Source organism: Streptomyces viridifaciens, from assembly GCF_001888885.2.
In the GTDB taxonomy this organism is placed as follows: Bacteria; Actinomycetota; Actinomycetes; order Streptomycetales; family Streptomycetaceae; genus Kitasatospora; species Kitasatospora aureofaciens.
Map to the genome: position 1 here is coordinate 2024050 of NZ_CP090841.1, position 14329 is coordinate 2038378.

13 protein-coding genes are annotated in these 14329 nt (G+C 71.5%); 5 read left to right on the top strand and 8 right to left on the bottom strand.

Going from position 1 to position 14329, the window contains the following annotated elements:
• Positions 1-91 precede the first annotated feature (91 nt).
• The 5 genes from tkt to pgl all read left to right on the top strand — a co-directional run bounded on the left by tkt (position 92) and on the right by pgl (position 6915).
• Positions 92-2191, top strand: a complete 2100-nt coding sequence (gene tkt / locus BOQ63_RS16355; RefSeq protein ID WP_030288301.1) for a transketolase — start codon at positions 92-94, stop codon at positions 2189-2191.
• 85 nt (positions 2192-2276) lie between these two features.
• Positions 2277-3419: a transaldolase gene (gene tal, locus BOQ63_RS16360; protein ID WP_030288300.1), complete on the top strand. Its 1143-nt coding sequence runs from the start codon at positions 2277-2279 to the stop codon at positions 3417-3419.
• Positions 3420-3482: 63 nt separating this feature from the next.
• Positions 3483-5039: a glucose-6-phosphate dehydrogenase gene (zwf, locus tag BOQ63_RS16365; RefSeq protein ID WP_030288298.1), complete on the top strand. Its 1557-nt coding sequence runs from the start codon at positions 3483-3485 to the stop codon at positions 5037-5039.
• Positions 5036-6130 carry a glucose-6-phosphate dehydrogenase assembly protein OpcA gene (gene opcA / locus BOQ63_RS16370; RefSeq protein WP_030288296.1) on the top strand — a complete coding sequence of 365 codons (1095 nt, stop codon included), beginning with the start codon at positions 5036-5038 and terminating at the stop codon, positions 6128-6130. Before zwf ends, opcA begins: the two co-directional genes overlap by 4 nt.
• A complete protein-coding gene (pgl, locus tag BOQ63_RS16375) occupies positions 6127-6915 on the top strand; it encodes a 6-phosphogluconolactonase (RefSeq protein ID WP_030288294.1) in 789 nt (262 codons plus the stop codon). Before opcA ends, pgl begins: the two co-directional genes overlap by 4 nt.
• A 95-nt stretch (positions 6916-7010) precedes the next feature.
• Here the strand turns inward: pgl and BOQ63_RS16380 are convergent, their stop codons facing one another.
• The 8 genes from BOQ63_RS16380 to rapZ all read right to left on the bottom strand — a co-directional run bounded on the left by BOQ63_RS16380 (position 7011) and on the right by rapZ (position 14308).
• Entirely contained in the window at positions 7011-7298 is a 288-nt protein-coding gene (locus BOQ63_RS16380) for an RNA polymerase-binding protein RbpA (RefSeq protein WP_030288292.1), read from the bottom strand.
• A 204-nt stretch (positions 7299-7502) separates the two neighbouring features.
• Positions 7503-7739 carry a preprotein translocase subunit SecG gene (secG, locus tag BOQ63_RS16385; protein WP_030288291.1) on the bottom strand — a complete coding sequence of 79 codons (237 nt, stop codon included), beginning with the start codon at positions 7737-7739 and terminating at the stop codon, positions 7503-7505.
• A gap of 87 nt (positions 7740-7826) precedes the next feature.
• Positions 7827-8612 (bottom strand): triose-phosphate isomerase, encoded by a 786-nt coding sequence (gene tpiA, locus BOQ63_RS16390; RefSeq protein ID WP_030288289.1) that lies wholly within the window; start codon positions 8610-8612, stop codon positions 7827-7829.
• Between the two features lie 4 nt (positions 8613-8616).
• On the bottom strand, positions 8617-9819 hold the full coding sequence (locus BOQ63_RS16395; RefSeq protein ID WP_030288287.1) for a phosphoglycerate kinase: 1203 nt from the start codon (positions 9817-9819) through the stop codon (positions 8617-8619).
• Between the two features lie 151 nt (positions 9820-9970).
• Positions 9971-10978 (bottom strand): type I glyceraldehyde-3-phosphate dehydrogenase, encoded by a 1008-nt coding sequence (gene gap, locus BOQ63_RS16400; RefSeq protein ID WP_030288285.1) that lies wholly within the window; start codon positions 10976-10978, stop codon positions 9971-9973.
• Between the two features lie 324 nt (positions 10979-11302).
• Complete coding sequence (gene whiA, locus BOQ63_RS16405; protein ID WP_030288283.1) at positions 11303-12283, bottom strand: DNA-binding protein WhiA; 981 nt, start codon at positions 12281-12283, stop codon at positions 11303-11305.
• Positions 12274-13359, bottom strand: coding sequence for a gluconeogenesis factor YvcK family protein (locus BOQ63_RS16410; protein WP_030288280.1), 1086 nt, complete (start codon positions 13357-13359; stop codon positions 12274-12276). The genes whiA and BOQ63_RS16410 overlap by 10 nt, the downstream gene beginning before the upstream one ends.
• Before the next feature lie 64 nt (positions 13360-13423).
• Complete coding sequence (gene rapZ / locus BOQ63_RS16415) at positions 13424-14308, bottom strand: RNase adapter RapZ (RefSeq protein ID WP_037830760.1); 885 nt, start codon at positions 14306-14308, stop codon at positions 13424-13426.
• Between the last annotated feature and the right edge of the window lie 21 nt (positions 14309-14329).

The following is a 14329-nucleotide window of genomic DNA, read 5'->3' on the forward strand; positions in this document are numbered from 1 at the left end:
GCACCATCCACAGTCGGGACCACAGCGCCGTGGCCGACCCGGTCCCCATTCACGGGGTCACTCTTCACAACGGAAGGAGCCCTGAGACAGGGTGAGCACTGCGCCGACGAACGCATTCGAGTGGAGCGACCTGGACGAGCGCACGGTTGACACGGCGCGCGTCCTCGCTATGGACGCTGTCCAGAAGGTCGGTAACGGGCACCCCGGGACGGCCATGTCCCTGGCCCCCGCGGCCTACCTGATCTTCCAGCGCTTCCTGCGCCACGACCCGACCGACCCGGCCTGGGTCGGCCGTGACCGCTTCGTCCTCTCCCCCGGGCACACCAGCCTGACGCTCTACACCCAGCTGTACTTCTCGGGTTACGGTCTGGAGCTGGACGACCTCAAGGCCTTCCGGGTGGCCGGCAGCCGCACCCCGGGCCACCCCGAGCACGGCCACACCGCGGGCGTGGAGACCACCACCGGCCCGCTCGGCCAGGGCATCGCCAACGCGGTCGGCATGGCGATGGCCGCCCGCTACGAGCGCGGCCTGTTCGACCCGGAGGCGCCCGCCGGGGAGTCCCCCTTCGACCACACCATCTGGGCGATCGTCTCCGACGGCGACCTGGAGGAGGGCATCTCCGCCGAGGCCTCCTCGCTGGCCGGCCACCAGAAGCTGGGCAACCTGGTCGCGCTCTACGACGACAACCACATCTCGATCGAGGGCGACACCGAGACCGCCTTCTCCGAGGACGTCCTCAAGCGTTACGAGGCGTACGGCTGGCACGTCCAGCGCGTCACCCCGAAGGCCAACGGCGATGTCGACGTCGAGGCCCTCGCCGGTGCGCTGGCCGCCGCCAAGGCCGAGACGTCCCGCCCGTCGATCATCGCGATGCGCACGATCATCGCCTGGCCGGCCCCGGACGCCCAGAACACCGCGAAGGCGCACGGCTCCGCACTCGGCGCCGCCGAGATCGCCGCCACCAAGAAGGTCCTGGGCTTCGACCCGGAGAAGACCTTCGAGGTCAGCGACCAGGTCATCGAGCACGCCCGCCGGGTCATCAAGCGCGGCAAGGCCGCCCGCGACCAGTGGCAGCAGGGCTTCGAGGCCTGGCGCGCCGCCAACCCGCAGCGGGCCGCCGAGTTCGACCGCATCCAGGCCGGCGAACTGCCCGAGGGCTGGAAGAAGGCCGTCCCGACCTTCCCGGCCGGCAAGGACGTCGCCACCCGCAAGGCCTCCGGCGAGACCCTCAAGGCGCTCGGCGCCGTGATCCCGGAGCTGTGGGGCGGCTCGGCCGACCTCGCGGAGTCCAACCTCACCACCATCGACGAGGACAGCTCCTTCCTCCCCGAGGGCAACCCGCTGAAGTCCGCCAGCCCGTTCGGCCGGACGATCCACTTCGGCATCCGCGAGCACGCCATGGGCTCGACCATGAACGGCATCGCCCTGCACGGCAACACCCGCGTGTACGGCGGCACCTTCCTGGTCTTCGCCGACTACATGCGCCCGGCCGTCCGCCTGGCCGCTCTGATGAAGCTGCCGGTCACCTACGTCTGGACGCACGACTCGATCGGCCTCGGCGAGGACGGCCCGACCCACCAGCCGGTCGAGCACATGGCCTCGCTGCGCGCCATCCCGGGCCTGTCCATGGTCCGCCCGGCCGACGCCAACGAGACGGCCGTCGCCTGGCGCACCGTCATCGAGCGCCAGACCACCCACCCCGGCCCGGTCGGCCTGGCGCTCACCCGTCAGAACGTCCCGACCTTCGACCGCGAGGTCTTCGCCTCCGCCGAGGGCACCGCCAAGGGCGCCTACGTGCTGGCCGAGGCCTCCAACGGCGACCCGCAGGTGATCCTGCTGGGCACCGGCTCCGAGGTCCAGCTGGCCGTCCAGGCCCGCGAGGCCCTGGAGGCCGAGGGCATCGCGACCCGGGTGGTCTCTGTCCCGTCCTTCGAGTGGTTCCAGGAGCAGGACCAGGCCTACCGCGACAGCGTGCTGCCGCCGTCGGTCAAGGCCCGTGTCTCGGTCGAGGCCGGCATCGCCCAGGGCTGGCGCGAGCTGGTCGGCGACCACGGACGGATCGTGTCGCTGGAGCACTTCGGTGCCTCCGCCGACTACAAGGTGCTGTTCGAGGAGTTCGGTCTGACCGCCGAGCGCGTGATCGCCGAGGCGCACAACGCCCTGCGCGCCCTCGAAGCCGTCAACCGCTAGTTCCGCTCCGGCCGCGTACCTCGCCCGCACGCGGGTACGCGGCCCCTCTGACTACCCCACGAAGCAGAAGAAGGACTGAAGCACCATGACTGACGCACTGAAGCGCCTCAGCGACGAAGGCGTTGCGATCTGGCTGGACGACCTCAGCCGCAAGCGGCTGAACTCCGGCAACCTGGCCGAGCTGGTGCAGAACAGGCACGTGGTGGGTGTCACCACCAACCCGACCATCTTCCAGAAGGCCATCGCCGGCAGCGGCGACACCTCCTACGACGGCCAGCTGCGCGACCTCGCCGTCCGCAAGGTCACCACCGAGGAGGCGGTCCGCATGATCACCACCTCGGACGTGCGCGACGCCGCCGACGTGCTGCGCCCGGTCTACGACGCCTCCAACGGCCGCGACGGCCGGGTCTCCATCGAGGTCGACCCGCGCCTGGCGCACGAGACCGCCCCGACCGTGGCCGAGGCCAAGCAGCTGTGGTGGCTGGTCGACCGCCCGAACGTGTTCATCAAGATCCCCGCCACCAAGGCCGGCCTGCCCGCCATCAGCGAGGTCATCGGCCTGGGCATCAGCGTCAACGTCACGCTGATCTTCTCCCTGGAGCGCTACAAGGCCGTCATCGACGCCTACCTGACCGGCCTGGAGACCGCCAAGGCCAAGGGCCTGGACCTCTCCCAGATCGAGTCGGTCGCCTCCTTCTTCGTGTCCCGCGTGGACACCGAGATCGACAAGCGCCTGGACAAGGTCGGCGGCGACGCCAAGAACCTGCGCTCCAAGGCCGCCCTGGCCAACGCCCGCCTCGCCTACCAGGCGTACGAGGAGGTCTTCGGCTCGGTCGACGGCAAGACCGCCGGCAACGCCCGCTGGAAGGCCCTGGAGGCCGCCGGCGCCAAGCCGCAGCGCCCGCTGTGGGCCTCGACCGGCGTCAAGGACCCGGCCCTGCCGGACACCCTGTACGTCACCGAGCTGGTCGCCCCGGGCACCGTCAACACCATGCCCGAGGCCACCCTGGACGCCACCGCCGACCACGGCGTGGTCAGCGGCAACACCATCGTCCCCAACTACGCCGACGCCAAGGCCCTTCTGGACGCCGTCGCGGCCGCCGGCGTGGACTACGACGACGTGGTCCAGGTCCTGGAGGACGAGGGCGTGCAGAAGTTCGAGCAGTCCTGGCAGGAGCTGCTCGACACCGTCACCGCCTCGCTGGCCTCCTTCGCCACCGAGAAGTGACCCCCGCTCACACACTCAGCGCACGAAAGCGGAGCACACCAAGTGAGCACTGATTTCCCCGAGTTGACGTCGGAGTCGGACGCGGACGACCTCCCGCCCTCCCCCGTCAACCCGCTTCGTGACCCTTCCGACCGGCGGCTCCCGCGCATCGCGGGGCCGTCCGGCCTGGTCATCTTCGGGGTCACCGGCGACCTGTCGCGCAAGAAGCTGATGCCGGCCATCTACGACCTGGCCAACCGCGGCCTGCTGCCGCCGGGCTTCTCCCTGGTCGGCTTCGCCCGCCGCGAGTGGGACAACGAGGACTTCGCCCAGGAGGTCCACGACGCGGTCAAGGAGCACGCCCGGACCCCGTTCCGGGAGGAGGTCTGGCAGCAGCTCGCCAAGGGCATGCGCTTCGTCCACGGCACCTTCGACGACGACGACGCCTTCGACAAGCTCCGCGCGACCATCGAGGAGCTGGACAAGGCCCAGGGCACCGGCGGCAACTTCGCCTTCTACCTGTCCGTCCCGCCGAAGTTCTTCCCGACCGTCGTCCAGCAGCTCAAGAAGCACGGCCTGGCCGACCCGCCGCAGGGCTCCTGGCGCCGCGCCGTCATCGAGAAGCCCTTCGGCCACGACCTGGAGAGCGCCCAGGAGCTCAACAAGGTCGTCCACGAGGTCTTCCCCCGGGACGAGGTCTTCCGGATCGACCACTACCTGGGCAAGGAGACGGTCCAGAACATCCTGGCGCTGCGCTTCGCCAACCAGATGTTCGAGCCGATCTGGAACCGGTCCTACGTCGACCACGTGCAGATCACCATGGCCGAGGACATCGGCATCGGCGGCCGGGCCGGCTACTACGACGGCATCGGCTCCGCCCGTGACGTCATCCAGAACCACCTGCTCCAGCTGATGGCGCTCACCGCCATCGAGGAGCCGGCGTCCTTCCACCCGAAGGCGCTGGTGGCCGAGAAGCTCAAGGTGCTCAGCGCCGTCAAGCTCCCGGCCGACCTCGGCCGGCACACCGTGCGCGGCCAGTACGCGGCCGGCTGGCAGGGCGGCGAGGAGGTCGTCGGCTACCTGGACGAGGACGGCATCGACCCCGAGTCCAAGACCGACACCTACGCGGCCATCAAGCTGGAGATCAACAACCGCCGCTGGGCGGGCGTCCCGTTCTACCTGCGCACCGGCAAGCGCCTGGGCCGCCGGGTCACCGAGATCGCGGTGGTCTTCCAGCGCGCCCCGTACCTGCCCTTCGACTCCTACGCGACCGAGGAGCTGGGGCAGAACGCCCTGGTCATCCGGGTCCAGCCGGACGAGGGCGTGACGGTGCGGTTCGGCTCCAAGGTGCCGGGCACCTCCTTCGAGGTCCGGGACGTCACGATGGACTTCGCCTACGGCGAGTCCTTCACCGAGTCCAGCCCGGAGGCGTACGAGCGGCTCATCCTCGACGTGCTGCTCGGCGACGCCAACCTGTTCCCGCGGCACCAGGAGGTCGAGCTCTCCTGGCAGATCCTCGACCCGATCGAGCGGTACTGGGACACCCACGGCAAGCCCGCCCAGTACGCGGCGGGCACCTGGGGGCCCGCCGAGGCTGACGAGATGCTCGCACGAGACGGCAGGAGCTGGCGCCGGCCATGAAGATCGACCTCACCAACACGACGTCCAGCAAGATCAATGCCGCGCTGATGGCGGCGCGCCGGGCCAGCGGCTCCACCGCCGCCGGCATGGTGCTCACCCTGGTGATCGTGACCGACGAGGGCAGCGCCTACGACGCCCTCAAGGCCGCCAACGACGCCTCCCGCGAGCACCCGATGCGCACCCTCGCGGTGATCAAGCGCGCCGGCCGCTCGCCCCGGGCCCGCGCCGAGACCCGCCTGGACGCCGAGATCCTGGTCGGCTCGGACGCCGGCTCCGGAGAAACGGTTGTCCTGCGGATGCACGGCGAACTCGCCGCGCACGCCCAGTCGGTCGTCCTGCCGCTGCTGCTGCCGGACGCCCCGACCGTGGTCTGGTGGCCGGAGAACGCGCCGCTGCACCCGGCGCAGGACCCGCTGGGCGCGCTCGCCCAGCGCCGGATCACCGACGCGGTCACCGCCGAGTCCCCGGTCGGCCAGCTCGCCCAGCGGGCCCAGAGCTACAGCCCGGGCGACACCGACCTGGCCTGGACCCGGCTCACCGGCTGGCGCTCGATGCTGGCCGCCGCACTGGACCAGCGGCCGTCCCACATCACCGCCGCGGTGGTCGAGGGCGAGTCCTACAACCCCAGCGTCGAGCTGCTCGGCCTGTGGCTGCTCAACCGGCTGCACGTGCCGGTCGAGCGGATCGTCACCGGCGGCCCCGGCATCACCGCGGTGCGCCTGCGTACCAAGGACGGGGACATCACCCTGGACCGCCCGGACGGCCTGATGGGCATGCTCTCCATGCCCGGCTCCCCGGACCGCCAGGTGGCGCTCAAGCGGCGCGAGACCTCGGAGCTGATCGCCGAGGAACTGCGCCGGCTGGACCCGGACGACATCTACTCGACGGCCGTGCGCACGCCCGTCGAGCGGCTGCGCGAGCACGACGACACCGTCCCGGCGGCCGCCGAGCAGATCGCCCAGGCGGTCGAGGCCTCGGTGGCCGAGACGGACGGCGGGCCGACCGGGCCGGTCGGGGCCGTAGAGGCGGGGAAGAAGCCCGCCGCGAAGAAGGCCGCCGGCAAGCGCGCCGCCACCCGGGACGGCGCATGACCAGGGCCACTCCGCAGCTGGTGGTCCACCGGGACAAGGAGCTGATGGCCCAGGCGGCCGCGGCCCGGCTGATCACCCGGATCGTGGACGCCCAGGCCGCCCGCGGCACCGCCTCGGTGGTGCTCACCGGCGGCCGCAACGGCAACGCCCTGCTGGCCGCGATCGCCGCGTCCCCGGCGCGCGACGCGGTCGACTGGGGCCGGCTGGACCTCTGGTGGGGCGACGAGCGCTTCGTGCCCGCCGCCGACGGTGACCGCAACGCCGTCCAGGCCCGCGCCGAACTGCTGGACGCCGTCCCGCTCGACCCGGCACGGGTGCACGAGATGCCCGCCTCCGACGGCGTGGACGGCTCCGACGTGGAGGCCGCGGCCGCCCGCTACGCGCAGGAGCTGGCGAGGGCCGCCGGACCGGGCGACCGGCTCCGCGTCCCGGCCTTCGACGTGCTGCTGCTCGGCGTCGGCCCGGACACCCACGTCGCCTCGCTCTTCCCGGAGCACCCGGGCGTACGGGAGACCGAGCTGACCGTGGTCGGCGTGCGCGGGGCCCCCAAGCCCCCGCCGACCCGGATCTCGCTCACCCTCCCGGCGATCCGGGCCGCCCGCGAGGTCTGGCTGCTGGCCGCCGGTGAGGACAAGGCGGGCGCGGTCGCGCTGGCCCTGTCCGGCCCCGGTGAACTGCAGGCGCCCGCCTCCGGCGCGTACGGCCGCAGCCGCACCCTGTGGCTGCTGGACCGCGCCGCCGCCGAGCGGATCCCCGCCCAGCTGTACCCGCCGGCCTCGGCCTAGCGACGAACGCCGAAGGGCGCCGCCGTCCGATGACGGTGGCGCCCTTCGTACGTGTGTGGGGTGCTCGGCTCGCTCGCGCGGCCCTCGCCCGCAGGTCAGATCTCGCCGCGCAGCTTGGCGAGCGCCTCGGCGAGGATCGCCTCGCCGTCGGCGTCGGTGCGCCGCTCACGGACGTAGGCGAGGTGGGTCTTGTACGGCTCGTTGCGCGAGGGCGCCGGCGGGTTGTGCTCGTCCTGCCCGGCCGGGAAGCCGCAGCGCGGGCAGTCCCAGGTGTCCGGGATGACGGCCTCGGCGGCGAAGCTGGGCCGGGTCTCGTGCTTGTTGGCGCACCAGAAGGAGATCCGGCTGCGCGGAGCGGACTCGCCGCGCTCCGCCTCCCCCATCGGGCCGGCCCCGACCCTGCTGCCACGGATGGCGTTGCCACTTGCCACGGTCTGACTCCCTGCGTGCTGGTGCGCCGACCCGCCGCGGTGCGCGTCGGTGGCGAAAGTCGTCCTAGTGTAAGCAGGACTTAAGCCTCCGCCACCATCGCCTCCGCCCCGACCGTCCAAGGATAGGCGCTCGGGCGACGGGGCGTCAGGGTTGCGTCAGCTCTTGTACTTCAGGACCAGGCCCAGCACCAGGATGCAGGCGAACCACCCGATGCCGACCACGATGGTGATGCGGTCCAGGTTGCGCTCGGCCACCGCCGAACCGCCGCCGGTCGACATCGCGCCGCCGCCGAACATGTCCGACAGGCCGCCGCCCTTCCCCTTGTGCAGCAGCACCAGGAGGATCATCAGCAGGCTGAAGACGATCAGGGCAATCGAGAACCCGAGAACCACGGCGGGACCAACTCTCTCGTATCTTCGGCGAAGGGGCCGGGCCGCGTACGGCGGTCCGGCCCCAAAGCCTACGTTGCTGCGGCGGCGTTAGCCTACTGCCTGCTCACGGTAGCGCACGATCTTGACGAACTCGTCGGCGTCCAGCGAGGCACCGCCGATCAGACCGCCGTCGATGTCGGGCTTGGCCATCAGACCGGCCGCGCTCGACGACTTGACCGAACCGCCGTACAGCACGCGGACCTTGTCGGCCAGCTCGGCGTCGTACAGCTCGGCGATCCGCCGGCGGATGGCGGCGCAGACCTCCTGCGCGTCCTCCGGGGTGGCCACCTCGCCGGTGCCGATCGCCCAGACCGGCTCGTAGGCGACCACGATCGACTCGGCCTGGTCGGCCGTGACGCCCTCCAGGGCGCCGTCCAGCTGGGCCAGGGTGTACTCGACGTGGGTGCCCGCCTTGCGGATCTCCAGCGGCTCGCCGACGCACAGGATCGGGGTGACCCCGGCCCGGTAGGCGGCCTTGACCTTGGCGTTGACGATCTCCTCGTTCTCGCCGTGGTACTGGCGGCGCTCCGAGTGGCCGATCACCGCGTAGGTGCACTGCAGCTTGGCCAGCATCGGGCCGGAGACCTCGCCGGTGTAGGCGCCGCCGTCGTGCTGCGAGATGTCCTGCGAGCCGTACTTGATCTTCAGCTTGTCGCCGAAGACCAGGGTCTGCACCGACCGCAGGTCGGTGAACGGCACCAGGACGGCGACCTCGACGGCCTCGTAGTCCTTGTCGGCCAGCGCGAAGGCCAGCTTCTGGGTGTGCTGGATGGCCTCGAGGTGGTTGAGGTTCATCTTCCAGTTGCCCGCCATCAGCGGGAGACGCTCAGTCATGCCTTCAGCCTTCCAGGGCGGCGAGACCGGGGAGGGTCTTGCCCTCCAGGTACTCGAGGCTCGCGCCACCGCCGGTCGAGATGTGCCCGAACTTCGTCTCGTCGAAGCCCAGGATGCGGACGGCCGCGGCGGAGTCGCCGCCACCGACCACGGTGAACGCGTTGCTGTCGATCAGGGCCTGCGCGACGGCCTTGGTGCCGTTCGCGTAGTCCGGGTGCTCGAAGACGCCCATCGGGCCGTTCCAGAACACCGTGCCGGCGTCGGCCAGCTTCGCCGCGTAGAGCTCGCGGGTCTTCGGGCCGATGTCCAGGCCCTCCTTGTCGGCCGGGATCTCGTCCGACGCGACGGTGTCGGGGTTCGCCGGGGTCTTGCCCTTGAGGTCCGGGAACTCGGCGGAGACCAGGACGTCCACGGGCAGGACGAACTCGACGCCCCGCTCCTCGGCCTCGGCCAGGTAGCCCAGGACGGTCGGGATCTGGTCCTCCTGCAGCAGCGAGATGCCGACCTCGTGGCCCTTGGCCTTGAGGAAGGTGTACGCCATGCCGCCGCCGATCAGGATCCGGTCGGCCTTCTTCAGCAGGTTGTCGATCACACCGAGCTTGTCCGACACCTTGGCGCCGCCGAGCACGACGACGTACGGGCGCTTGACGTCCTCGGTGAGCTTCTTCAGCACACCGACCTCGGTGGCGATCAGGTCGCCGGCGGCGTGCGGCAGCAGGGCCGGCAGGTCGTACACCGAGGCGTGCTTGCGGTGCACGGCGCCGAAGCCGTCGCCGACGTACAGGTCGGCCAGGGCGGCCAGCTGCTCGGCGAAGGCCTTGCGCTCGGCGTCGTCCTTGCTGGTCTCACCGGCGTTGAAGCGCAGGTTCTCCAGCAGCACGACCTCGCCGTCGGCCAGTGCGGCCACGGCGGACCGGGCCGACTCGCCCACGGTGTCGGTGGCGAAGGCGACCGGCCTGCCGAGGATCTCACCGAGGCGCTCGGCCACCGGGGCGAGCGAGAACTGCGGGTCCGGCGCGCCCTTGGGACGGCCGAGGTGGGAGGCGACGACGACCTTGGCGCCGCGCTCGACGAGCTTGGCGATGGTCGGGGCGACGGCACGGATCCGACCGTCGTCGGTGATCCGGCCGTCCGACAGCGGGACGTTCAGGTCGGCGCGTACGAAGACGCGCTTGCCGGCGACGTCCAGGTCTTCGATGGTCTTCACGGGTTCTTCGGTCTCCTGGGGAGATGGTTGATGCGCAGAGGCGGCACGGCGCAGGGGCCGCCTGAGAAGTCCTTGTACGCAGAGCGAGGGCCCGGTCGGCACATTTCGCCGTCCGAGCCCTCGCCCCTACATCACGTCAGCTCCCACCGCGTCAGAGCCGGCCACCGACGAGGGTGACCAGGTCGACGACGCGGTTCGAGTAGCCCCACTCGTTGTCGTACCAGCCGAGCACCTTGACCTGGTTGCCCTGGACCATGGTGAGCTGCGAGTCGAAGATGCAGGAGGCCGGGTCGTTGACGATGTCCGAGGAGACGATCGGGTCCTCGGTGTAGGCCAGGATGCCCTTGAGCGGGCCCTCCTGCGCGGCCTTCTGGAAGGCCGCGTTGACCTCGTCCTTGGTGACCTCGCGCTCCAGGGTGACGACCAGGTCGGTGATCGAGCCGGTCGGGACCGGGACGCGCAGCGAGGTGCCGTCCAGCTTGCCCTTCAGCTCCGGCAGGACCAGGGCGGTCGCCTTGGCGGCACCCGTCGAGGTCGGGATGATGTTCTGGCTCGCCGCACGAGCACGGCGCAGGTCCTTGTGCGGGAAGTCCAGGGTGACCTGGTCGTTGGTGAACGCGTGGACAGTGGTCATCAGACCCTTGACGATGCCGAAGCTCTCGTTCAGGACCTTGGCCATCGGCGCCACGCAGTTGGTGGTGCAGGAGGCGTTGGAGATGACGTGGTGGTTGGCGGCGTCGTACTTGTCGTCGTTGACACCCAGGACGATGGTGACGTCCTCGTCGGTGGCGGGCGCCGAGATGATGACCTTCTTCGCGCCGGCGGCGAGGTGCTTCTTCGCGGCCTCGGCCTTGGTGAAGATGCCGGTGGACTCGACGACGATGTCGGCGCCCAGGGCGGCCCACGGCAGGTTGGCCGGGTCACGCTCGGCCGTCACCTTGAAGGTGTGGCCGTCGACGGTGATGCTGTCCTCGGTGTGCGAGACCTCGCCCGGGAAGGTGCCCAGGGTGGTGTCGTACTTCAGCAGGTGAGCCAGGGTCTTCGTGTCGGTGAGGTCGTTGACACCGACGATCTCGATGTCCGCGCCCTGGGCCTTGACGGCGCGGAAGAAGTTGCGGCCGATGCGGCCGAAGCCGTTGATGCCTACCCGGATCGTCACGAACCGATCTCCTCGTTAGGTACGCCGGCGGTGAGCCGACGGGGATGAGATTTGGGAAGTCCCCGACCGCCTACGACCCTACCTCTCCCGGGCCTGCGAGGGCACATCGCGCCACCTGGCAAGACGTGGCGTGGCGCGGTCCCGGGCCCTCCGTCCGCGCCTCCCCGGGCCGTTGGTCCTGGCCAAGTGGTCTTGACCAATTTTGGTTCGCCGTCCACTCCCGTACGGGCCCGGACACAGCGACGGCCGGTGCCCCGGATTTCGGACACCGGCCGTCATTCGCCCGCTCGCCTCCGCGGCGTCCGGCGCGCGAAGCGCCGTGCGTCAGTTGAGCGCCATCTCGTCGGTCAGGTTGGCCTCGGTGCTCGGCAGGCCGAGCTCGGCGGCGCGCTTGTCGGCCATCGCCAGCAGGCGGCGGATCCGGCCGGCCACCGCGTCCTTGGTCAGCGGCGGGTCGGCGAGCGCGCCCAGCTCCTCCAGCGAGGCCTGCTTGTGCTGCATCCGCAGCTGGCCGGCCGCGGCCAGGTGCTCGGGCACCTCCTCGCCGAGGATCTCCAGCGCGCGGGCCACCCGGGCGCCGGCCGCCACCGCGGCCCGGGCCGAGCGGCGCAGGTTGGCGTCGTCGAAGTTGGCCAGCCGGTTCGCGGTGGCCCGGACCTCGCGCCGCATCCGGCGCTCCTCCCAGGCGAGCACCGACTCGTGCGCCCCCAGCCGGGTCAGCAGCGCGCCGATCGCGTCACCGTCGCGGATGACCACCCGGTCCACCCCGCGCACCTCGCGGGCCTTGGCCGGGATGCCGAGCCGACGGGCCGCGCCGACCAGCGCCAGCGCCGCCTCCGAGCCGGGGCAGGTGATCTCCAGCGAGGAGGAGCGGCCCGGCTCGGTGAGCGATCCGTGTGCGAGGAAGGCCCCGCGCCAGGCCGCCTCGGCGTCGCAGGTGGCCCCGGAGACGACCGCCGGGGGCAGGCCCCGGATCGGACGGCCGCGGCCGTCCACCAGACCGGTCTGGCGGGCGAGCAGCTCGCCGTCCTTGACCACCCGGACGACGAAGCGGCTGCCGCGCCGCAGCCCGCCGGGCGCCATCACCACGAGGTCGGAGGAGTGCCCGAAGATCTCCAGCAGGTCCTTGCGCAGCCTTCGCGCCGCCGCCCCGGTGTCCAGCTCCGCCTCGATCACGATGCGGCCGCTCACGATGTGCAGCCCGCCCGCGAACCGCAGGATCGCCGACACCTCCGCCTTGCGACAGCAGGCCCGGGTGACCGGGAGCCGGCTGATCTCGTCCTTCACCGCTGGAGTCATCGCCATGGCCCGATCCTTCCATGTGTCCGGAAAATCCGGTCGTACGCGGCCGCCAACAGCTCGGGGTCGTGTCGCGGGGTGCCGTCGGCGCGGGCCACCGTGCCGAGCACCAGAGCGGCGCCCATCCGTTCGGCGGCCTTCTCCAGACCCTCCAGGTCGGCCTGGCCGAAGGCGCCGCCCGTGACGGCGCGCTCGTCCACCAGGATCGCATCCACCGCGAGGTCCGGAGCGTGGTCGGCGATGACCTCCAGGTGGCGCTGGGGGGTGAAGCCCTCGGTCTCACCGGGCTGCGGGGCCAGGTTCAGGGTGAGCAGACGGCGGGCGCGGGTCTCCGTCAGCGCCTTGGCCAGCTCGGGCACCAGCAGGTGGGGCAGCACGCTGGTGAACCAGGAACCGGGGCCGAGCACCACCCAGTCCGCCTCGCGGACCGCCGTGACCGCCTCCGGCACGGCCGGAGGCTCGTCCGGAAGCAGCCGGATCGACTGCACGGTGCCCGGGGTGGCCGCCACGCTGGCCTGGCCGCGGACGGCCGAGACCTCGGCCGGGCGGGCCGGGTCGTGGCCGCGCACGGTCGCCTCGATGTCCAGCGGCACCGCCGACATCGGCAGCACCCGGCCCTGGACGTTCAGCAGCCGGCCGACCCAGTCCAGCGCGGCGACCGGGTCGCCGAGCTTCTCCCAGAGGGCGACGATCAGCAGATTGCCCACCGCGTGGCCGCCCAGCTCCCCGTTGCCGGTGAAGCGCTGCTGGATCACCTCGGACCAGGTGCGGCCCCAGTCGTCGTCCCCGCACAGCGCGGCCAGCGCCTTGCGCAGGTCTCCGGGCGGCAGCACCCCCAACTCCTCGCGCAACCGTCCGCTGGAGCCGCCGTCGTCGGCGACGGTGACCACGGCGGTCAGGTCGCTGGTGAGCCGGCGCAGCGCGGACAGCGAGGCGGACAGGCCCTGGCCGCCGCCGAGCGCGGTGATCCGGGGAGCCGGGTTGGCCCGGGCGGGACTGCTACGCGGACGGCTCGGCGACGGGCTGCCCGCCCGTTCGCCGGTCCTGCTCTGCGGCTGCCGCCCGGGCACGTATCCCGCCACACTCACCTCGCGTTCCTCGACCCCGCCACCGGCTCCGCCGGCGGCCCGGCAGGGAAGGCGGCGGTTACTCCCGTCCCATGTCACGGTGGACGAGCACCGTCTCGACTCCGTCGGCGATGAGACGCTTGGTCAGACGCTCGGACATGGCGACGCTACGGTGCTTGCCACCGGTGCAGCCTACGGCAAGCGTCATGTAGCGCTTCCCCTCCCGGCGGTAGCCCTCGGTAACGATCCGGAGGAGCTCGGCGTAGCCGTCCAGGAACTCGTTGGCGCCCGGCTGCTGGAAGACGTAGTCGGCGACGTCCGCGTCGGTGCCGGTGCGGGCCCGCAGCTCGGGTACCCAGTGCGGGTTCGGCAGGAAGCGGCAGTCCACCACGAGGTCGGCGTCGACCGGCAGGCCGTACTTGAAGCCGAAGGACATCACGGTGGCGCGCAGCTCGGGCTCGTCGTGGTCGGCGAACTGGGCGTCCAGCTTGGCGCGCAGCTGGTGCACGTTGAGGTTGGAGGTGTCGATCACCAGGTCGGCCTCACCGCGCAGGTCGCGCAGCAGGTCGCGCTCCTGGGCGATGCCGTCCACGATCCGGCCGTCGGCCTGCAGCGGGTGGGGGCGGCGGACGCTCTCGAAGCGTCGGACCAGGGCTTCGTCGGAGGAGTCGAGGAAGACCACCCGGAGCCGGACGCCGCGCTTCTCCAGCTCGTCCAGCGAGGTGAGCAGGTCGTCGAAGAACTGACGGCCGCGGACGTCCACGACCACGCCGATCCGGGCGACGTTGCCCTGGGAGCGGGCGCCCAGGTCGACCATGGTGGGGATCAGGGCCGGCGGCAGGTTGTCCACCACGAACCAGCCCAGGTCCTCCAGGCACTTCGCGGCGGTGGAGCGGCCGGCTCCGGACATGCCGGAGATGATCACCAGCTCCGGCGCGTTCTCGGCCACGTCTGACACGGTCACTTCGGTTCCCCGCTCTCGGTC